The organism is Streptomyces sp. NPDC056161 (genome assembly GCF_042268025.1).
Taxonomy (GTDB): Bacteria; Actinomycetota; Actinomycetes; order Streptomycetales; family Streptomycetaceae; genus Streptomyces.
This window is the reverse complement of sequence record NZ_JBHJUV010000048.1, coordinates 34,282-54,540: the sequence shown is the minus strand read 5'-3', so window position 1 is coordinate 54,540 and position 20,259 is coordinate 34,282. Positions and strand designations below refer to the sequence as shown.

The 20,259-nt window shown below is 73.3% G+C and carries 14 protein-coding genes; 11 read left to right on the top strand and 3 right to left on the bottom strand.

The window, feature by feature from the left end; all coding sequences use genetic code 11:
• Nucleotides 1-307 precede the first annotated feature (307 nt).
• Both ACFC09_RS34315 and ACFC09_RS34310 read left to right on the top strand, forming a co-directional pair.
• Complete coding sequence (locus ACFC09_RS34315; protein ID WP_376534826.1) at nucleotides 308-1,636, top strand: glycoside hydrolase family 25 protein; 1,329 nt, start codon at nucleotides 308-310, stop codon at nucleotides 1,634-1,636.
• Between the two features lie 229 nt (nucleotides 1,637-1,865).
• Complete coding sequence (locus ACFC09_RS34310) at nucleotides 1,866-2,765, top strand: oxygenase MpaB family protein (RefSeq protein ID WP_376534824.1); 900 nt, start codon at nucleotides 1,866-1,868, stop codon at nucleotides 2,763-2,765.
• A gap of 55 nt (nucleotides 2,766-2,820) precedes the next feature.
• Here ACFC09_RS34310 and ACFC09_RS34305 read toward each other — a convergent pair whose 3' ends face one another.
• Nucleotides 2,821-3,579, bottom strand: coding sequence for a PIG-L family deacetylase (locus tag ACFC09_RS34305; protein ID WP_376534822.1), 759 nt, complete (start codon nucleotides 3,577-3,579; stop codon nucleotides 2,821-2,823).
• 274 nt (nucleotides 3,580-3,853) lie between these two features.
• Here ACFC09_RS34305 and ACFC09_RS34300 point away from each other — a divergent pair, with 274 nt between their 5' ends.
• The 5 genes from ACFC09_RS34300 (at nucleotide 3,854) to ACFC09_RS34280 (ending at nucleotide 12,323) form a co-directional block, all read left to right on the top strand.
• Nucleotides 3,854-6,076 carry a tetratricopeptide repeat protein gene (locus ACFC09_RS34300; RefSeq protein WP_376534820.1) on the top strand — a complete coding sequence of 741 codons (2,223 nt, stop codon included), beginning with the start codon at nucleotides 3,854-3,856 and terminating at the stop codon, nucleotides 6,074-6,076.
• A gap of 163 nt (nucleotides 6,077-6,239) precedes the next feature.
• On the top strand, nucleotides 6,240-7,802 hold the full coding sequence (locus ACFC09_RS34295; RefSeq protein WP_376534818.1) for a phytoene desaturase family protein: 1,563 nt from the start codon (nucleotides 6,240-6,242) through the stop codon (nucleotides 7,800-7,802).
• 232 nt (nucleotides 7,803-8,034) lie between these two features.
• Nucleotides 8,035-9,147: a nitronate monooxygenase gene (locus ACFC09_RS34290; RefSeq protein WP_376534816.1), complete on the top strand. Its 1,113-nt coding sequence runs from the start codon at nucleotides 8,035-8,037 to the stop codon at nucleotides 9,145-9,147.
• Nucleotides 9,144-10,694, top strand: coding sequence for an acyl-CoA synthetase (locus ACFC09_RS34285; RefSeq protein WP_376534814.1), 1,551 nt, complete (start codon nucleotides 9,144-9,146; stop codon nucleotides 10,692-10,694). The genes ACFC09_RS34290 and ACFC09_RS34285 overlap by 4 nt, the downstream gene beginning before the upstream one ends.
• Before the next feature lie 126 nt (nucleotides 10,695-10,820).
• Nucleotides 10,821-12,323, top strand: a complete 1,503-nt coding sequence (locus tag ACFC09_RS34280) for a fatty acyl-CoA synthetase (RefSeq protein ID WP_376534812.1) — start codon at nucleotides 10,821-10,823, stop codon at nucleotides 12,321-12,323.
• A gap of 90 nt (nucleotides 12,324-12,413) precedes the next feature.
• On the opposite strand, the gene paaK is transcribed toward ACFC09_RS34280, so the two are convergent.
• Nucleotides 12,414-13,709: a phenylacetate--CoA ligase PaaK gene (gene paaK, locus ACFC09_RS34275; RefSeq protein ID WP_376534810.1), complete on the bottom strand. Its 1,296-nt coding sequence runs from the start codon at nucleotides 13,707-13,709 to the stop codon at nucleotides 12,414-12,416.
• A gap of 733 nt (nucleotides 13,710-14,442) precedes the next feature.
• Nucleotides 14,443-16,062 (bottom strand): acyl-CoA synthetase, encoded by a 1,620-nt coding sequence (locus ACFC09_RS34270; protein ID WP_376534808.1) that lies wholly within the window; start codon nucleotides 16,060-16,062, stop codon nucleotides 14,443-14,445.
• Nucleotides 16,063-16,237: 175 nt separating this feature from the next.
• Between ACFC09_RS34270 and ACFC09_RS34265 the strand changes: the two genes are divergently transcribed.
• Genes ACFC09_RS34265 through ACFC09_RS34250 form a run of 4 tightly spaced genes read left to right on the top strand, consistent with a single transcriptional unit; the run spans nucleotide 16,238 to nucleotide 20,252 of the window.
• Nucleotides 16,238-17,038 (top strand): crotonase/enoyl-CoA hydratase family protein, encoded by an 801-nt coding sequence (locus ACFC09_RS34265; protein ID WP_376534806.1) that lies wholly within the window; start codon nucleotides 16,238-16,240, stop codon nucleotides 17,036-17,038.
• A gap of 42 nt (nucleotides 17,039-17,080) precedes the next feature.
• Nucleotides 17,081-18,022 (top strand): Zn-ribbon domain-containing OB-fold protein, encoded by a 942-nt coding sequence (locus ACFC09_RS34260; protein WP_376534804.1) that lies wholly within the window; start codon nucleotides 17,081-17,083, stop codon nucleotides 18,020-18,022.
• Nucleotides 18,019-19,089 (top strand): thiolase domain-containing protein, encoded by a 1,071-nt coding sequence (locus ACFC09_RS34255; RefSeq protein WP_376534802.1) that lies wholly within the window; start codon nucleotides 18,019-18,021, stop codon nucleotides 19,087-19,089. The genes ACFC09_RS34260 and ACFC09_RS34255 overlap by 4 nt, the downstream gene beginning before the upstream one ends.
• Entirely contained in the window at nucleotides 19,086-20,252 is a 1,167-nt protein-coding gene (locus ACFC09_RS34250) for a thiolase domain-containing protein (RefSeq protein ID WP_376534800.1), read from the top strand. The genes ACFC09_RS34255 and ACFC09_RS34250 overlap by 4 nt, the downstream gene beginning before the upstream one ends.
• Nucleotides 20,253-20,259: the final 7 nt, after the last annotated feature.

The window sequence follows — 20,259 nt, the reverse complement described above, 5'->3', positions numbered from 1 at the left end:
GGACCGGAGCCCCGGCGGCCCGCCGTGGCCCTGGCCGCGCTCCTTGCCGACCCGTCCTACAGTGCCGCCCGCGCCCTCTGCGCCGGTGACCGGACGTCGGCCGCAGACCTGGAGGACGGGAAGAAGCCGTCGAGCCGGGCAGCCGTCGACCGTGGTCCGACCCTGTCACCGCCCGTCGACCGTGCCGCCCGCCCGAGCCGTCCCCGCGGCGATGCCACCCCGGGCGGCGACGCCTCCACCGTCCCGTCCGGTGCCGGCGGCGACTTCACCGTCGGCCGAATCAACAGGGGAGCACGACAACGCCCTTATGGGTATCACCATCTCGGCGGCCGGCACGGTCGCCGTGGCGAACACCGGCGGAACCGCGAACGCCTCCGTCGTCGTGTTCCGACCCGCGGCCCGGTGGCACACCTGGCCGCCCGCCCATCGACAGGACCGCCGCAACCACCGTGACGACAACCTCGATCAGCTCCACGTTCACCTCAAGCAACGCCATGGGCACCGCAGTTGTGGCCTGGGCGTTGGCCGGGCCCGCGTAGTGTCCGCGCTGCGCCAGACACAGAAGGAGGTGCGGATGGCCACCTGCCGCGGCATGGACGTGTCCGCCCATCAGGGCACCCAGGACTGGGCCGCCCACAAGAAAGACGGCGTCGTGTTCGCTTTCGCCAAAGCCAGCGAAGGCCAGCACACCCGGGACCCCAAGTTCGACAACCACATCACCGGGATCACCAAGGCCGGGATGGTGCCCGGCGCCTACCACTTCGCCTGGCCCAACCAGGACGTCGCACAGGAGGCCGCGAACTACATCGGCGCGGTCAAGTCCCACGCGAAGAAGGGGTTCACGCACTGGCTTGACCTCGAACGCTACTCGGACGGCCGCAACTACAGCGGCCGCAGCGCGGCCCAGATCCGGAGCTGGGCCGCCGCCTGGATCGCCGCCGTGCGGAAGGCGTTCCCCGGGCAGCGCGTCGGGATCTACACCAGCGGCGACGACCTCGCCGCGGGCCATGTGCCCGCCGGGATTCCCCTCTGGTACCCGGCCTATCCCTGGGGCGCCGCCCCCTACAGCAAGGCGGAGGCCGCGGCCCGGCCGAAGCCCAGCGGACGGGACCCGCTCGTCTGGCAGTTCACCAGCCAGCCCCTTGACCGATCCATCGCCTATCTGTCCGAGGCGGGCCTGCGCGCCTGGGCCGCGGGTGACACCTCCGAGGAGGACGACATGCCCCAGTACGTGAACCTCGGGCTCGCCAAGCCCTACACGCTCCGCCCCGGCGGGTGGGACTCGATCGAGTTCACCAACGAGTGGAGCGACGAGACCGGTGACCACGTCACAGGCGGCAGCGTCTGGGCGCGTGGCCCGGCCCGCTTCACCGGCAGCATCAGCCTGCACATCGCCGGACTGCCGGCCGGCGCGGTCGTCCAGGCCCGGATGTCCGAGTACGAGGGCGACACGCACCAGGCCGACCATCCCATCCACGAGATCATCGGCACCGCCGACGGGACCTTCGCCGTGATCCCGTTGACGAAGCGGCTCGGCAAGGGCCACGGCATGCGGGTACGGCTGCTCAACCAGGCCAAGGCCCCGGTCACCGTCAGCAGCGCCGTGCTGACCCTGGTCGTCTGGAAGGAGGGCTGATCCGCGCGGCTGCGGAGGACCGCCGGGGATGTCGTGGCGCCGAACGGGGTGGGTGCCGGTGAACCGGCGGAGCGCGAGCCATCGCGCCGCCGCGAGCGCGCCGGTATCTACGCGGTGACCACGCCGTCGCGGACCCGGCCCGGGGGCACCCCCGGGTCCCGGGTCCCTTTCCCGCCGACCGGGGACAATGGAGCCGTAACGACGGCTGCATCGGATCGCGGAGGCATGCGTGGGACTGCGGACCCGGGTCGCGGACGAACTCAGGGCGACCGTGCACGGCGGGGACCTCGAACTGCACCGGTACGAGGGGCCGCCCGGTGATCCCGGGTTGCTCGGGATCACCCCCGGCGATCCCGCCTGGCGGGTGCACGGACATCTGACCGGCATGCTCACCGGCGGTTTCGCCGCGCTGATGCTCCAGTCACTGCACCCGCTCGCCATGGCCGGGGTCGACCAGTACTCCGACTTCCGGGCCGACCCGGCCGGCCGGCTCGCCGGCACCGCGCGCTTCGTCACCACGACGACCTTCGGCTCCACGCGGGCCGCGCACGAGGCGATCGCCCTGGTGCGGCGCATCCACACCCGGGTCCGGGGCATCGCACCGGACGGGCGGCCCTACCGCGCCGACGACCCCGAGCTGCTGACCTGGGTGCACACCGCGGAGGTGCACAGCTTCCTGGCGGGCTACCAGACGTACGCGCCGCGCCGGTACCGGCTCACGCCCGCCGAGTGCGACACGTACTACCGGCAGGTCGCCCCGGTCGCCGAACTGCTGGGCGCGGAGCAGGTGCCCCGCGACACCCGGCAGGCCGAGCGCTACCTGGCCCGAATACGTCCCGGGCTCCGGGCGACCGAGGCCGCGTGGGACTCCGTGCGGTTCCTCCGCGGCTTCGGCCGGACCGCACGGGAACGGCTGGTCGTGCACCAGTTGATGAACGCCGCGGTCGGCCTCCTGCCGGACTGGGCCCGGTCCGAACTCCGCATCGTCCGTCCGGCGGCCGTTCGCACCTGCTGGGACCGCCCGGCGGCCACGGCGGTCGGCCGCACGCTCGAATGGGCACGCGGCCCCTCGGAGATACACACGGCGGTGCGCCGCCGCCTGGCCCAGGAGACCGTCACGAGGCCCTGACCGCAGCACTCGGGAACCGGGAACACGGGGGCGGCGGGACAGCGGGCCGGTGCCGTCAGGCGGTCAGCTCCGTCCGGGCCGCGGCCTCGGCCGCAAGAGGGTGACGGATGAACCACTCGGTGGCGAACAGCCGTTGCCACGCGGCCGGCGGAAGGCCGGAGACGATCCCCGGCAGGGCTCCCCGCGTCACCTCGGAGCGATGCGCGAGCACCGCGGCGACCTTCTGCTCCAGCCAGGGGCCGACATCGACGGTCGCGGTGACCTGCTCGTCCGGAACGCTGTACGCCGCCTTGCGCGCGCCGATCACGTCCTTGAGCGCGGGCACGGCCGAACGCGGGTGCGTGGCCAGGTAGAGGGCGCGCGGCTGCCAGGGGGCACCGGCGTCCGGGTAGAGCTGCCCCAGCCCGGCGGCCTGGGCGGCGAGCACGGTCACCCGGTGGGTGTGCAGGTGGTCCGGGTGACCCGTCAGCCCGCCGTAGCCGTCATGGGTGACCATGACGTCCGGACGGAATTCCCGGATGTGCGCCACCAGGCGCCCCACGGCCTCGTCGAGCGGTGCGTCGCACAACCGTGGCCGGTCCGGGGCCGAGTGGGGTACGCGCGCGTCGGCGTAGCCGAGCAACCGCGGCCCGCCGGCGCCGAGGATCCGCAGCGCCTCCGCCAACTCCGCGGCCCGCGGGGTGCCCTCGGCCCAGGTCGCCGTGACGACCGCGGTCCGCGCGCCCCCGGCCGCGTGACGGGCGAGCACACCGCCCGCCGAGAGGGATTCGTCGTCGGGGTGGGCGAACACCGCGAGCAGGCTCGGCACGGGCATCGACGGACCGCCTTCCGGTGCGAAGGGAGCCGATCGTACGGCACGGGGCACGTCGCCCGCCCCGGCCCGCCGGAGCGGAGGCGGTGCGCGCGAGCCCCCTGGCCCGCCCCGGGCAGCAGGTGACGCGGTGTTCGTCCGCCGCCATACAAAGTCGGACGATAGGCCGCCATACTGGACTTGCGGGGGGAGTGTCATGCATCGGGGCGGCTCGGCCGTACCGTGGCGCGGTCCCCGGGGAAGGGCGAGCGGCGACGGACGGGGGCGACGGCGCGCCATGGCGGACACCAGACTGGTCCAGGGCCGGTACCGGCTGCTCGACCTGATCGGGCGGGGCGGGATGGGCGAGGTGTGGCGGGCACGCGACGAGTCGCTCGGGCGGCAGGTCGCCGTGAAGTGCCTCAAGCCCCTCGGCCACCAGCACGACCAAAGATTCACCCGCGTCCTGCGGGAGCGGTTCCGCCGTGAGGCACGGGTGGCCGCCGCGCTCTCCCACCGCGGGGTGACCGTCGTCCATGACTTCGGCGAGTGCGACGGCGCCCTCTACCTGGTGATGGAACTGCTGGAGGGCCGCAACCTCGGCCAACTGCTGGAGGACAACAAGCAGCACCCGCTGCCGGTCGACGACATCGTGGACATCGCCGACCAGGTCGCCGCCGCCCTCGCCTACACCCACCGGCAGGGCGTCGTGCACCGGGACCTGAAGCCCGCCAACATCATGCGGCTCACCGACACGACCGTGAAGATCTGTGACTTCGGCATAGCCCGCCTCGGCCACGACATCGGCTTCACCGCCCGGCTGACCGGCACCGGCATCGCGATGGGCACCCCGCACTACATGTCCCCGGAACAGATCAGCGGCACGGAGGTCGACCGGCGCAGCGATCTGTACTCGCTGGGCTGTGTCCTGTACGAGATCGCCACCGGCGTGCCGCCGTTCGACCTGGGCGATGCCTGGGCGATCCTCGTCGGCCACCGCGACACCCCGCCGGTCCCGCTGCGCCGCCACCGCGCCGAACTGCCCGAGTACTTCGAGCGGATCGTGCTCGACCTGCTGGCCAAGCGGCCCGAGCAACGGCCGTACGACGCAAGCGAGGTGGGCCTGCGGCTGACGGCCGGCCGTACGGCGCCCGCCCGTGCCGCGACGGTGATGACGCCCCGGCCGTGGCCGCCCGAGGCGGCTTCCCGCGTGCTCGGGCTGCCGTCCTGGACCCGGGGCATGACCGCCGGGCCCAAGGCGGGCGGCGGCGCGCCGCGCACCACGCCCGCGGACCCCGCGGCCGGGCTCTCCCGGGAGTGGATCCCCCGGCCGCCCACCGGTCCGGACCGGCCCGGCCCGTCCTGCGCGCCGCCGGAGGCGGCCTGCGCGCTCGTCGGCCGGCACGACGCCGGCCTCGGCCTGGGACGGCTCGGCCGCTGGGCCGAGGCCGGCGAGGTGCACCGCGCCGTCGCCGCCGACCGCGCCCGGCTGCTCGGCCCGGCCCACCCGGACACCCTCGCCAGCCGCTACGAGATCGCCTTCACGCTCAGCCGCACCGGCCGCGCCGCCGACGCCCTGCGCGTCTTCACCGAGGTCGCCCGGGAACGCAACCGGGTGCTGGGCCCCGACCACCCCGACTCCCTCGCCGCCCGGCAGGAGATGGCGTACGTCCTCGGACAACTCGGCCGTCACTCCGACGCCCACCGGGTCTACGCGGCGGTGCTGGCCGCCCGCGAGCGCACCATGGGCCCGGACCACCCCGACACCCTGCGCTGCCGCCACAACCTCGCCTTCAGCCTCAGCCGGCTCGGCCGTCCGGACGACTCGTACCGGACGGTCCGCGAGGTGGCCGCCGCCCGCGCCCGGGTGCTCGGCCCCGATCACCCCGACACGCTGGTCACCCGGTACGAGGTCGCCTACGCCCTGGGACAGCTGGGCCGCTGGGAGGAAGCCCTGCGCGCCTACCGCGAGGTCGCCGAGGCGCGGGCCAGGACCCTCGGGCCCGACCACCCGGACACCTTCGCCGCCCGCTACGAGGTGGGCATCAGCCTGGGCCGCCTCGGCCGCAGTGCCGACGCGCTCCGGCTCTACCGCGGCCTGGCCGACGACCGCACCCGCGCCCAGGGGCCGGCCCACCCCGAGACCCTGCGCGCCCGCCACGGCCTCGGCGTCAACCTCGGCCGGCTCGGCCGCTGGGAGGAGGCCCTCGCCGAGTCCCGTGACGTGTGCGCGCTGCGGACCCGCGTCCTCGGCCCGGACCACCCCGACACCCTGGTCAGCCGCCGTGAGGTCGCCGTCGGCCTGGGCTGGCTCGGCCGCTGGCCGGACGCGCTCGGCGAGTACCGCCGGGTGTCCGCCGCCCGCGAGCGGGTGCTCGGCCCGGCTCACCCCGACACCCTCGCCAGCCGCAGTGACGAGGCCCACTGCCTGGAACGGCTCGGCCGGAGCGCCGAGGCGGGCGAGCTGTACCGGAGACTGGCCGTGCTGCGCCGACAGCAGGCGACGTCCGGCGGAGGCTGAGTCGGCGGACGCTGGGCGGGTGGTGGGTGGTGGGTGGTGGGTGGTGGGTGGCGGGTGGCGGGTGGCGGGTGGCGGGTGGCCGATCGGCGGTCGCCGATCCGGTCGCGGGCCGCGGTGCGGCACGCCTCTGGCCGACGTAGATCATCACGTGTTACGAAGAACCATGCCAGCACACGAGGGATCCCGGACCTACGACGCCGTCATCGTCGGGGGTGGCCACAACGGACTGGTCGCCGCCGCCTACCTGGCCCGGGCCGGACGGTCCGTGCTGGTCCTGGAGCGGCTGGAGCACACCGGCGGCGCGGCCGTCTCGACCCGCCCGTTCGCCGGGGTCGACGCCCGGCTCTCCCGCTACTCCTACCTCGTCAGCCTGCTGCCCCGGAAGATCGTGCGGGACCTGGGCCTGACCTTCCGCGTCCGCGGCCGCACCATCTCCTCCTACACCCCGACCGAGCGCGCCGGGCGCCCCACGGGACTGCTGGTCGGCGGCGGCGAGCGGCGCACCCGGGACGCCTTCGCGCGGCTGACCGGCGGCGAGAGCGAGTACGCGGCCTGGCAGCGCTTCTACGGCATGACCGGCCGGGTCGCCCAGCGGGTCTTCCCCACCCTCGTCGAACCGCTGCCCACCCGCGACGAACTGCGCCGCCGCGTCGACGACGAGGACGCCTGGCGGGCCCTGTTCGAGGAGCCCATCGGGGTGGCGATCGAGCGGGAGTTCAGCGACGACCTGGTGCGGGGCGTCGTCCTCACCGACGCGCTCATCGGCACCTTCGCCGACGCCCACGACCCCGACCTGCCGCAGAACCGCTGCTTCCTCTACCACGTGATCGGGGGCGGCACCGGTGCCTGGGACGTGCCCGTCGGCGGCATGGGCGCCCTCACGGACGCGCTGGCCGCCGCCGCGCGCGCGGCCGGCGCCACCCTCGCGACCGGGCACGAGGCCGTCCGTATCGACACCGACGGACAGCACGCCGAAGTCGTCTACCGCACGGTCGACGGCGAGGGCGTCGTCGCCGCCCGGCACGTGCTCGTCAACGCCTCGCCGCAGGAACTCGCCGCCCTCACCGGCGATCCGCGGCCCGCCCCCGCCGAGGGCGCGCAGCTGAAGGTCAACATGCTGCTCAAGCGGCTGCCCGCGCTGCGCGACACCACCGTGGACCCGCGGGAGGCGTTCGCCGGCACCTTCCACATCGCCGAGGGGTACGGGCAACTGGCCGCCGCCCACGCCGAGGCCGCGGCCGGTCGGCTCCCCGCCGCACCGCCCTCGGAGATCTACTGCCACTCCCTGACCGATCCCTCGATCCTCGGTCCCGACCTGGTCGCCAGGGGATACCAGACCCTCACCCTGTTCGGGTTGCACACACCCGCCCGGCTTTTCGCCAAGGACAACGACGCCGTACGCCGTGACCTGCTGAAGTCGACGCTCGCCCAGTTCGACGCCCAACTCGCCGTACCCCTCGCCGACTGCCTGGCGACCGACGCCGACGGCCGCCCGTGCATCGAGGCGAAGACCCCGCTCGACCTGGAGCGCGACCTGCGGCTGCCCGGCGGCAACATCTTCCATCGCGCGCTGGCGTGGCCCTATGCCCAGGAGGACACCGGACGCTGGGGCGTCGAGACCCGGCACGCCAATGTCGTGCTGTGCGGTGCGGGTGCGGTGCGCGGGGGCGGGGTGAGCGGGGTGCCGGGGCACAACGCGGCGATGGCGGTGCTGGAGCGGGACTGAGGACGGGACGCGGCGGTACCCGCCCACCCGGCGGCCGCCTCCGCCCGGCACGGCGCCCGGACCGCGGCGGTGCTCTCGCGGGCGGGAATGCGCCGACGGCACGTGCGGCCCGGGAGCGGCCCCCCGAAGAATCCGACGCCGCGCATGCGACGCCGCGCATGCGACGCCGAGAATCTGACGCTGTATCAGAAAACCTCTTCCGTCGTCCCGGGGACTGCGGCATCCTGCGCCCATGCAGACGGAGCTGAGCAAGCAACTGGGAGTCGAGCACGCCGTCTTCGGCTTCACGCCGTTTCCCGCCGTCGCCGCGGCCATCAGCCGGGCCGGCGGCTTCGGGGTGCTCGGCGCGGTCCGCTACACCGCCCCCGACGAACTCAGACGCGACCTCGACTGGATCGAGGCCCACGCCGAGGGCCGGCCCTACGGCCTCGACGTCGTCATGCCCGCCAAGAAGGTGGAGGGCGTCGGCGAGGCCGACGTCGAGGCGATGATCCCCGAGGGACACCGCCGGTTTGTCACGGACACCCTCGCCAAGTACGGGGTGCCCGAACTCGCCGCCGGCGAGGCGTCCGGCTGGCGCATCACCGGCTGGATGGAGCACGTGGCCCGCACCCAGCTCGACGTCGCCTTCGACTACCCGATCCGGCTTCTTGCCAACGCCCTCGGCTCCCCGCCCGCCGACGTCGTGGCCCGCGCGCACGACCGGGACGTGCTCGTCGCCGCCCTCGCGGGCAGTGCGCGGCACGCCCGCAAGCACCGGGACGCGGGCATCGACATCGTCGTGGCGCAGGGCTACGAGGCGGGCGGCCACACCGGGGAGATCGCCTCCATGGTGCTGACACCCGAAGTGGTCGACGCCGTCGCCCCGCTGCCCGTGCTGGCGGCGGGCGGCATCGGCAGCGGACAGCAGGTGGCGGCCGCGCTGAGCCTGGGCGCCCAGGGCGTGTGGCTGGGCTCCATCTGGCTGACCACCACGGAGGCGGACCTGCATTCCCCCGCCCTCACCCGCAAACTCCTCGCCGCCGGGTCCGGCGACACCGTCCGCTCCCGCTCCCTCACCGGCAAGCCCGCCCGCCAACTGCGCACCGAGTGGACCGACGCCTGGGACGCCCCGGACGGACCCGGCACCCTGCCGATGCCGCTCCAGGGACTGCTGGTCGCCGAGGCGGTCTCCCGGATCCAGAAGTACGAGGTCGAGCCGCTGCTCGGCACCCCCGTCGGACAGATCGTCGGCCGGATGACCACCCAACGCGACGTCCGGGCCGTCTTCGACGATCTCACCCGCGGCTTCGAGCGGGCCGTCGACCGCATCAACCGCATCGCCGGAAGGAGCGGCCAGTCGTGAACACACCTCCCACCGGTTTCTGGGCCCAGGCCGCCCAGGACCCCGACCGCACCGTCCTCATCGCCCCCGACGGCGAGGCATGGACCGCCGGCCGACTGCACGCCGCCGCCAACCAACTGGTCCACGGCCTGCGCGCGGCGGGCCTGGAGCGCGGCGACGCCCTCGCCGTCGTGCTGCCCAACGGCGTCGAGTTCCTCACCGCGTACCTGGCCGCCAGCCAGGCCGGGTTCTACCTCGTGCCCGTCAACCACCACCTCGTCGGGCCCGAGATCGCCTGGATCGTCGCCGACTCAGGCGCCAAGGTGCTCGTCGCGCACGAACGGTTCGCCGGGCCCGCCCGCCAGGCCGCCGACGAGGCCGGCCTCCCGGCGACACACCGGTACGCGGTCGGCACCGTCGAGGGCTTCAGGCCGTACGCCGAGCTCCTCACCGGACAGGACGCGTCGGCGCCCGCCGAGCGCACCCTCGGCTGGGTGATGAACTACACCTCGGGCACCACCGGCCGGCCCCGCGGCATCCGGCGCCCGCTGCCCGGCAGAACCCCCGAGGAGGCGTACCTCGGCGGGTTCCTCGGCATCTTCGGCATCAAGCCGTTCGACGACAACGTCCACCTGGTCTGCTCGCCGCTCTACCACACGGCCGTGCTCCAGTTCGCGGGCGCGTCGCTGCACATCGGGCATCCGCTGGTGCTGATGGACAAGTGGACACCCGAGGAGATGCTCCGCCTCATCGACACCCACAGGTGCACCCACACCCATATGGTCCCCACCCAGTTCCACCGCCTGCTGGCGCTGCCGGAGCGGACACGGCGGTCGTACGACGTGTCGTCCATGCGGCACGCCATCCACGGCGCCGCGCCCTGCCCCGACCACGTGAAACGGGCCATGATCGACTGGTGGGGGCACAGCGTCGAGGAGTACTACGCGGCCAGCGAGGGCGGTGGTGCCTTCGCGACCGCCGAGGACTGGCTGAAGAAGCCCGGCACGGTCGGCAGGGCCTGGCCGATCAGCGAACTCGCGATCTTCGACGACGAGGGCAACCGGCTCCCGCCCGGCGAACTCGGCACCGTCTACCTGAAGATGAACACCGGCGGATTCTCCTACCACAAGGACGAGGCGAAGACCCGGAAGAACCGGATCGGCGACTTCTTCACCGTCGGCGACCTCGGCTACCTGGACCAGGACGGCTACCTCTTCCTGCGCGACCGCAAGATCGACATGATCATCTCGGGTGGCGTGAACATCTACCCCGCCGAGATCGAGTCCGCCCTGCTCGCCCACCCCGCCGTCGCCGACGCCGCCGCCTTCGGCATCCCGCACGACGACTGGGGCGAGGAGGTCAAGGCCGTGGTGGAACCGGCCCCGGGGCACGAGCCGGGACCCGGTCTCGCCACCGCCCTGCTCGACCACTGCGCGCGGCACCTCGCCGGCTACAAGTGCCCCAAATCCATCGACTTCGTCGCCGAACTGCCCCGCGACCCCAACGGCAAGCTGTACAAGCGACGGCTGCGGGAACCCTACTGGGAGGGCCGGAACCGCTCCGTATGACCATGCGCCGGCCCCCGCGACGGCGACGCCGGCGAACCCACCGGGACCACCGCCGCGCGACGCCGGGACCGCGCCGTGCCGCCGCGTCCTTGACCCGCTCGCGCACCGCCCGCAGGATCGGGTGCCATGACGCAGGGACACGGCAGCACGGTCGACGGGGTGCTGCGGCGCAGCGCCCGGCGCACACCCGCGCGGATCGCGGTGGAGTACGGCGAGCGCCGCTGGACCTACGCGGAACTCGACGACGCCGTCTCCCGCGCCGCCGGCCTGCTGCGCGCCCGCGGCCTGGCCCCCGGCGACCGGGTCGGCGCCTACGGCCACAACTCCGACGCCTATGTGATCGCCTTCCTCGCCTGTGCGCGGGCGGGCCTGGTCCACGTGCCGGTCAACCACCACCTGACCGGCGACGACCTCGCCTACGTCGTCACCCAGTCGGGCAGCGCACTGGTGCTCGCCGACCTGGCCCTCGCCGCACGGCTGCCGGACGGCGTCCCCGTGCTGGCGCTGCGCGACACCGACGACTCGCTCCTCGCCTCGCTCGCGACGGCGGCGCCGTACGGCGGTCCCGAACCGTGCGCCGAGGACCTGGTGCAACTGCTGTACACCTCCGGCACCACCGCGCTGCCGAAGGGCGCGATGATGACGCACCGGGCACTGGTCCACGCCTACTTGAGCGCGATCACCGCCCTCGACCTGCGGGCCGGGGACCGGCCCGCGCACGCCCTGCCGCTGTACCACTCGGCGCAACTGCACGTGTTCCTGCTGCCCTACCTCGCCGTCGGCGCCACCAACACCGTCCTCGACGCACCCGACGGCGACACCCTCTTCGACCTGATCGAGGCCGGGCGCGTGGACAGCCTGTTCGCACCGCCCACCGTGTGGATCGCGCTGTCGAACCGGCCCGACTTCACGACCCGCGACCTCGGCGGGCTGCGCAAGGCGTACTACGGGGCGTCGATCATGCCCGTACCGGTCCTGGAACGGCTCCAGGAGCGACTGCCGGAGCTGGCTTTCTACAACTGCTTCGGGCAGAGCGAGATCGGCCCCCTCGCCACCGTGCTCGGCCCCGACGAGCACGCCGGCCGACTCGACTCCTGCGGCCGCAGTGTGCTGTTCGTGGACGCCCGCGTGGTCGACGAGAACGGCGCGGACGTGCCCGACGGCACACCGGGCGAGGTCGTCTACCGCTCGCCGCAGCTGTGCGAGGGCTACTGGGACAAGCCCGAGGAGACCGCCGAGGCGTTCCGCGACGGCTGGTTCCGCTCCGGCGATCTCGCCGTGCGGGACGCCGACGGATACCTCACGATCGTCGACCGGGTGAAGGACGTCATCAACTCCGGTGGGGTGCTGATCGCCTCACGGCAGGTCGAGGACGCCCTGTACACGCACGAGGGGGTGGCCGAGGCCGCCGTCGTCGGGCTGCCCGACGAGCGCTGGGTCGAGGCCGTCACGGCGGTCGTCGTGCCGCGCGGCGAGGTCACCGAGGCCGAACTGATCGCCCACGCGCGCGAGCGGCTCACCCCGTTCAAGGCACCCAAGCGCGTGCTGTTCGTCACCGAACTCCCGCGCAACGCCAGCGGCAAGATCCTCAAGCGGGCACTGCGGGACCGCTTCGGCGGCGGGGACTGAGCGGGCCGGGTGAGGGCGCGGCGGACGAACGAGGGCGCGGCGGACGAGCGACGGCGCGGCGAGCGCCTCGCGGCACGGCCGGCGGAGCGCTCAGCGCGGGCGCAGGTCCACGATCCGGCGGATCTTGCCCACCGACCGCTCCAGCGACGCCGGGTCGACGATCTCCACGTCGGCCGACACGCCGATGCCGTCCTTGACGGCCGCGGCGACCAGCCGGGCCGCCTCCCGGCGGGTCTCGGGGGTCGCGTCGGGGCGTGCCTCGATCCGTACGGTGAGGGCGTCCAGGCGGCCCTGCCGGGTGAGGCGGAGCTGGAAGTGCGGGGCGAGGCCGGGGACGCGCAGCACGATCTCCTCGACCTGCGTCGGGAAAAGATTGACGCCCCGCACGATCACCAGGTCGTCGCTGCGGCCGGTGATCTTCTGCATCCGCCGGAACACCCGGGCCGTGCCCGGCAGCAGCCGGGTCAGGTCGCGGGTCCGGTACCGGACGACCGGCATGGCCTCCTTGGTGAGCGAGGTGAAGACCAGTTCGCCCTCCGCGCCCTCGGGCAGCAGCTCGCCGGTGACCGGGTCGACGACCTCCGGATAGAAGTGGTCCTCCCAGACGTGCAGGCCGTCCTTGGTCTCCACGCACTCCTGCGCGACGCCCGGACCGATCACCTCGGACAGCCCGTAGATGTCGACGGCGTCGATCCCGAACCGCTCCTCGATCTCCCGCCGCATCTCCTCCGTCCACGGTTCCGCACCGAAGATGCCCACCCGCAGCGACGTGCCGCGCGGATCCACGCCCTGCCGCTCGAACTCGTCGAGCAGGGTGAGCATGTACGAGGGCGTCACCATGATGATCCGCGGCTCCAGATCCGTGATGAGCTGGACCTGGCGGGCGGTCATGCCGCCGGACGCGGGGATCACCGTGCATCCCAGCCGCTCGGCGCCGTAGTGGGCGCCGAGGCCGCCGGTGAACAGCCCGTAACCGTACGCCACGTGGACGGTGTCCCCGGGCCGCCCGCCCGCCGCCCGGATGGAACGGGCCACCATGTCGGCCCACAGCGAAAGATCGTTCTCCGTGTAGCCGACCACGGTGGGGCGTCCGGTCGTGCCGCTCGACGCGTGGATCCGGCGGATCCGGTCGCGCGGCACGGCGAACATCCCGAACGGGTAGTTCTCGCGCAGGTCCGCCTTGGCGGTGAAGGGGAAGCGGGCCAGGTCGTCCAGGGACCGGAGGTCCTGCGGGTGGACGCCGGCGGTGTCGAAGGACTCGCGGTAGAACGGCACGTGGTCGTAGGCGCGGCGCAGGGTCGTCCGCAGCCGCTCCAGCTGAAGCCGCCGCAGCGCCTGCGCGTCGAGCCGTTCCCCCGCGTCGAACAGCTCACTGGCCTCCGTCATGGGGTACCTCTCCCTCGCCGGGTCCATCGACTCACACCGACTCACACCGACTCACACCGACTCACACCGACTCACACCGACTCACATCGACTCACATCGGTACACGTCAATTCGGACGACCGATCATTCCGTCGCCGTGTCCGGGATCAGTAATTCAGGCCGGGGCGGGGCCGGGCAAGGGGGCGGCCTGCACTTTCTCGCCCGTCCGGCCGATCCGGAACCCCGTTGCGGGCCGGCCCGGCCAAGCCGGATGATCGGCGGGATGCCCGCGTTCACGGCGCCCGACGGGGCCCGTCTCGCGTACCACGTCCGCGGCGCGCGGGAGCCACTCGTCGTGCTGCCCGGCGGCCCCACGCGGGTCTCGGCCTATCTCGGCGACCCGATGCGGCGGCCGAAGACCAGGCCAACGACGCGGCGGCCGGCGCCCTCGCCCCGGACACCACCCGCGCCGCCCTGAGCCGTCTCGCCGCTCCCGTCCTCGTCCACGCGGGGGAACTCGACGGCGGCCCCCGTCCCGGTCCGGCCCGCCGCACGGCGGAGGCGTTCCCGGACGCGGTCTGCGTCATCCAGCCCGGCGCCGGGCACTGTCCCTGGCTGGACGACGCGGAGCGGTTCGCGCGCCGGATCGCCGCCTTCCTCGATGCGGACCCGGCCCTCTCCCCGCCCCCTCCGGGGTAGCGGCGGGCGCGTCCGGCGGACCACCGGTGTGCGCCGGACGCCCGGGGCACGCGTCCTACCGGTCCGCGGCGGCCGCCACCTCCCGCGCCCACCGGTAGTCCGCCTTGCCGCTGGGCGAGCGCCGGACCGCCTCCGTGAGCACGAGCTGGCGCGGGATCTTGTAGCCGGCCAGCTGGGTGCGGCAGTGCCGCTGGACGTCCGCCAGGGACAACGGGGCGGCGCCCGCGCGCAACTGCACCACCGCCGCCACATGATTGCCCCAGGTGGCGTCCGGCACCCCGGCCACGAGCGCGTCGTACACGTCCGGATGCGACTTGAGCGCCTGTTCGACCTCTTCCGGGTAGACCTTCTCCCCGCCGGTGTTGATGCACTGCGAGCCACGGCCGAGCACGGTGACGACGCCGTCCTCGTCGACGGTGGCCATGTCGCCCAGCAGCACCCAGCGCCGGCCGTCCTTCTCGAAGAAGGTCTCGGCGGTCTTCGCCGGGTCGTTGTAGTAGCCGAGCGGGACGTGCCCGCACTGCGCGACCCGCCCCACCTCACCGGCCGCTACCGGTTCCCAGGTGGCCGGATCGACCACCAGGGTGCGGGAGTTGACGCGGATGCGGAACCCGCGCTCCGGTCCGGAGTCGTCCGTCGCCGTGCCGTTGAACCCGGACTCGGAGGACCCGAAGTTGTTCAACAGCAGGGCGTTCGGCACGAGTTCGCCGAACTGCCGGCGCACCGTCTCCGACATGATCGCCCCCGACGAGGAGACGCTGAACACCGACGAGCAGTCCGTGCCCTTCATCGGGCCCCGCAACGCGTCGATCAGCGGCCGCAGCATCGCGTCGCCGACCAGGGACACGCTGGAGACCTTCTCCTTCTCGACCGTCCGCAGCACGTCCTCGGGCGTGAACTTGCGGTGGAGCACCACACGCTGCCCGAAGTTGAACCCGATGAACGCCGTCAGCGTGGACGTGCCGTGCATCAGCGGGGGAGTGGGGAAGAAGGTGATCCCGGCACCGCCGGCCGCGACCCGCTCGGCCAGTTCCTCCGGCCTGCGCACCGGCTCACCGGTCGGTGCCCCGCCTCCCATGCCCGAGAAGAACAGGTCCTCCTGTCGCCACATCACGCCCTTGGGCATCCCGGTGGTGCCGCCGGTGTAGATGATGAACTGGTCGTCGGCCGAGCGTGCCGCGAAGCCCCGCTCCGGCGACCCGGCTGCCTCGGCGTCGGTGAAGGCCACGGCGGGCACCTCGGCCTCGCCCGGCGCCGCGGCACCCACCCGCACCAGATGCCGCAGCCCCGCGGAGCGCGGCAGCGCCGCCGCCACCCGGTCCGTGAACTCCGCGTCGAAGACGAGCGCCACCAGATCCGCGTCCCGGTAGAGATAGGCCAGCTCGTCCTCGACGTAGCGGTAGTTGACGTTGACCGGGACGACGCGCGCCTTCAGGCAGCCGAGCACCGTCTGCAGGTACTCGACGCCGTTGTAGAGGTGGAGCCCAAGATGCTCGCCCGGCCGTATCCCGCTGTCGGCGAGATGGTGCCCGATGCGGTTCGCCGCCGCGTCCAGCTCCGCGTACGTCAGGCGGCGCTCCGTGCCGGTACCCGGGTGGTCGATGTACACGAGGGCTTCACGGTCCGGGACCGCGTCGACGACCGACTCGAACAGGTCGGCAAGGTTGTACTCCACCGTTCCTCCTGACCCGGGCGTACCTGGCATCCGACGGTTCGCCGGTCATCAGAGCAAAGGGCGCCGCAACTGTGAAGGCTTCCCGCGAAGAAATCTGACTGACTGTCAGAAAACCCTTGAAGTGCCCACCCGCCTACTGCAACCTGTTCTCGTTCCGGCAGAGGGGAGATGGGTCATGGCCGGCACCGAACACCTCACCGTGCGGCACGAAGGCGCCACACTGGTACTCACACTCAACAGGCCCGAGGCCAAGAACGCGCTCTCGCTGCCGATGCTCGTCGGCCTGTACGACGGCTGGCTGGAGGCCGACGCGGACGACACCGTCCGCTCCGTCGTGCTCACCGGCGCCGGAACCGCCTTCTGCGCCGGGATGGACCTCAAGGCCCTGGCCGGCGGCGGCATGGTGGGCGAGCACTACCGGGACCGGCTCAAGGCCGACCCCGACCTGCACTGGAAGGCCATGCTGCGCCACCACCGGCCGCGCAAACCGGTGATTGCCGCCGTCGAGGGGCACTGCGTGGCCGGCGGCACGGAGATCCTCCAGGGCACCGACATCCGGGTGGCCGGCGAGTCCGCGACCTTCGGCCTCTTCGAGGTCAGGCGCGGCCTGTTCCCGATCGGCGGCTCCACCGTCCGACTGCAACGCCAGATTCCCCGCACCCACGCCCTGGAGATGCTGCTCACCGGCCGGCCGTACAGCGCCCGCGAAGCCGGCGGCATCGGACTCGTCGGCCACGTCGTCCCCGACGGCACCGCGCTCGCCCACGCCCTGGAGATCGCCGAGCGGATCAACGCCTGCGGCCCGCTCGCCGTCGAGGCCGTCAAGGCGTCCGTGTACGAGACCGCCGAGATGACCGAGGCCGACGGCCTCGCCGCGGAACTCGAACGCGGCTGGCCGGTCTTCGACACCGCCGACGCCAAGGAAGGCGCCCGCGCCTTCGCGGAGAAGCGGCCCCCCGTCTACAAGCGCGCCTGACCCCGTGCCGGGCCGCCCGAACAGCGAAGGAGACAGCCGCCGATGCCCGACGTCCTCAAGGCCCCCCTCGTCCTGGAGTTCCCCTTCACCCGCTCGCTCGGCCCCGTCCAGAGCGCCTTCCTCACCGGCCTGCGCGAACGCGTCGTGCTCTGTGTGCGCACGGGCGACGGCCGCACCCTGGTACCGCCCGTCGAATACGACCCGGTGACCGCCGAGGAGATCCGCGACCTCGTCGAGGTCGCCCCCACCGGCACGGTCACCACCTGGGCCTGGAACCACGAGCCCCGGCCCGGCCAGCCCCTCACCACCCCCTTCGCCTGGGTCCTGGTCCGGCTCGACGGCGCCGACACCCCCCTGCTGCACGCCCTGGACGCCCCCGGACCCGACTCCGTGCACACCGGCCTGCGCGTGCGGATCCGCTGGGCCGAGGAGCGCACCGGCGCCATCACCGACATCGCCTGCTTCGAACCGTACGACGGCACCGCCGCCGAACCCACCGGCCACAGCGGCACGTTCGCGGACCCCGTCACCGGCATCGTCGCCCCCGCCCGCCTCGACTACACCTACACACCCGGCCGCGCCCAGAGCGCCTACATCGAGGCGCTCGCCGAACACCGCACCGTCGGCGAACGCTGCCCGTCCTGCCGCAAGGTGTACGTCCCGCCCAGGGGCGCCTGCCCCACCTGCGGCGTCGCCACCGCCGAGCAGGTCGAGGTGGGCCCCCGCGGCACGGTCACCACCTACTGCATCGTCAACATCAAGGCCAGGAACCTCGACATCGAGGTGCCCTACGTCTACGCGCACATCGCCCTCGACGGCGCCGGCCTCGCGCTGCACGGCCGCATCGGCGGCATCCCCTACGACCGGGTGCGGATGGGCCTGCGCGTCGAACCGGTGTGGACCGAGGGCGCCCGCCACCCCGACCACTACCGGCCGACCGGCGAACCCGACGCCGACTACGACACGTACAAGGAGCTGCTGTGACCCGTGCAGACGCGCCGGCCCCCCGGGAGATCGCCGTCGTCGCCTTCGCGCAGACCGCCCACCGGCGCGCCGACGAGGAACACTCCGAGGCGGAGATGCTCCTGCCGGTCCTGCACGAGGTGCTGGAGAGGACCGGCCTGAAGACCTCCGACATCGGTTTCACCTGCTCCGGCTCCAGCGACTACCTGGCCGGCCGTGCCTTCTCCTTCACCCTCGCCCTGGACGGCGTCGGCGCCTGGCCGCCGATCTCCGAGTCGCACGTCGAGATGGACGGCGCCTGGGCGTTGTACGAGGCATGGACCAAACTCCTCACCGGTGACGCCGACACCGCCCTCGTCTACTCCTACGGCAAGTCCTCGCCCGGCTCCGTCCGGGACGTCCTCACCCGCCAGCTCGACCCGTACTACGTCGCCCCGCTGTGGCCGGACGCCGTCGCCCTCGCCGCGCTCCAGGCGCAGGCGCTCATCGACGCGGGGGAGACGGACGAGGCCGCGCTGGCCGCGCTCGCCGCCCGCAACCGCGCGTCCGCCGCCGCCAACCCCCATGCCCAGCTGCGGGGTTCCGTCCCACAGGGGGAGTACGTCGTACGGCCCCTGCGCACCGGCGACTGCCCGCCCGTCGGCGACGGCGCCGCCGCCGTGATCCTCGCTGCGGGCGACCGGGCCCGTGAACTGTGCCCGCGGCCCGCCTGGATCCGGGGCATCGACCACCGCGTCGAGGCCCATGCCCTCGGTCTGCGCGAGCTGACCGACTCGCCCTCCGCCCGGCTCGCCGCCGAACGCGCCGGCGCCTTCGAACGGCCCGTCGACACCGCCGAGTTGCACGCGCCGTTCAGCGCACAGGAGGTCGTCCTGCGCAAGGCGCTGCGGCTCGGCGACGACGTGTGCGTCAACCCGTCCGGCGGCGCCCTCGCCGCCAATCCGGTCATGGCGGCCGGGCTCGTCCGCATCGGCGAGGCCGCCGCCCGCATCGCACGCGGCGAGTCCGACCGGGCGCTCGCCCACGCCACGTCCGGCCCCTGCCTGCAACAGAACCTGGTCGCCGTACTGGAAGGGGATCCCCGATGAGCAAGGAGCCCGTGGCCGTCATAGGGATCGGCCAGACCAAACACGTGGCGGCCCGCCGGGACGTGTCGATCGCGGGCCTGGTCCGCGAGGCGGCCCGCCGCGCCCTCGACGACGCCGAACTGACCTGGTCCGACATCGACGCCGTGGTCATCGGCAAGGCGCCCGACTTCTTCGAGGGCGTGATGATGCCGGAGCTGTACCTGGCCGACGCGCTCGGCGCGGTGGGCAAGCCGCTGCTGCGGGTGCACACCGCCGGTTCCGTCGGCGGCTCCACCGCCCTCGTCGCGGCCGGCCTCGTCGCCTCCCGGGTGCACGCCACCGTGCTCACCCTCGCCTTCGAGAAGCAGTCCGAGTCCAACGCCATGTGGGGCCTGTCCCTGCCGATCCCGTTCCAGCAGCCGCTGCTGGCGGGCGCGGGCGGCTTCTTCGCCCCGCACGTGCGCGCGTACATGCGGCGCAGCGGCGCCCCCGACACCATCGGTTCCCTGGTCGCCTACAAGGACCGGCGCAACGCCCTCAAGAACCCGTACGCCCACCTGCACGAGCACGACCTCACCCTGGAGCAGGTCCAGGCGTCCCCGATGCTGTGGGACCCCATCCGCTACTCGGAGACCTGCCCCTCCTCCGACGGGGCCTGCGCGATGGTCCTCACCGACCGGGCCGGCGCCGCCCGCGCCCCCCGGCCGCCCGCCTGGATGCTCGGCGGCGCCATGCGCAGCGAACCCACCCTGTTCGCCGGGAAGGACTTCGTCTCCCCGCAGGCCGGCAAGGACTGCGCCGCCGACGTCTACCGGCAGGCGGGCATCGCCGACCCGCGCCGGGACATCGACGCCGTCGAGATGTACGTGCCGTTCTCCTGGTACGAGCCCATGTGGCTGGAGAACCTCGGCTTCGCCGCGGAGGGCGAGGGCTGGAAGCTCACCGAGTCCGGGGTGACCGAACTCGACGGGGACCTGCCCGTCAACATGTCGGGCGGTGTGCTGTCCACCAATCCGATCGGCGCCTCCGGCATGATCCGCTTCGCGGAGGCCGCCCTCCAGGTGCGCGGACAGGCCGGGGAACACCAGGTGGAGCGGGCCAGGAAGGTGCTCGGGCACGCCTACGGCGGCGGCTCGCAGTTCTTCTCCATGTGGCTGGTGGGAGCGCGGCCGCCCGACTTCTGAAAGGTCC

What these genes read in the sequence shown, in the direction of transcription:
- ACFC09_RS34265 (WP_376534806.1), top strand. Translation starts at nt 16,238, where the DNA reads ATGGCCGGCACCGAACACCTCACCGTGCGGCACGAAGGCGCCACACTG.
- ACFC09_RS34290 (WP_376534816.1), top strand. Translation starts at nt 8,035, where the DNA reads ATGCAGACGGAGCTGAGCAAGCAACTGGGAGTCGAGCACGCCGTCTTC.
- paaK (WP_376534810.1), bottom strand. Translation starts at nt 13,709, where the DNA reads ATGACGGAGGCCAGTGAGCTGTTCGACGCGGGGGAACGGCTCGACGCG.
- ACFC09_RS34280 (WP_376534812.1), top strand. Translation starts at nt 10,821, where the DNA reads ATGACGCAGGGACACGGCAGCACGGTCGACGGGGTGCTGCGGCGCAGC.
- ACFC09_RS34295 (WP_376534818.1), top strand. Translation starts at nt 6,240, where the DNA reads ATGCCAGCACACGAGGGATCCCGGACCTACGACGCCGTCATCGTCGGG.
- ACFC09_RS34250 (WP_376534800.1), top strand. Translation starts at nt 19,086, where the DNA reads ATGAGCAAGGAGCCCGTGGCCGTCATAGGGATCGGCCAGACCAAACAC.
- ACFC09_RS34305 (WP_376534822.1), bottom strand. Translation starts at nt 3,579, where the DNA reads ATGCCCGTGCCGAGCCTGCTCGCGGTGTTCGCCCACCCCGACGACGAA.
- ACFC09_RS34315 (WP_376534826.1), top strand. Translation starts at nt 308, where the DNA reads ATGGGTATCACCATCTCGGCGGCCGGCACGGTCGCCGTGGCGAACACC.
- ACFC09_RS34260 (WP_376534804.1), top strand. Translation starts at nt 17,081, where the DNA reads ATGCCCGACGTCCTCAAGGCCCCCCTCGTCCTGGAGTTCCCCTTCACC.
- ACFC09_RS34300 (WP_376534820.1), top strand. Translation starts at nt 3,854, where the DNA reads ATGGCGGACACCAGACTGGTCCAGGGCCGGTACCGGCTGCTCGACCTG.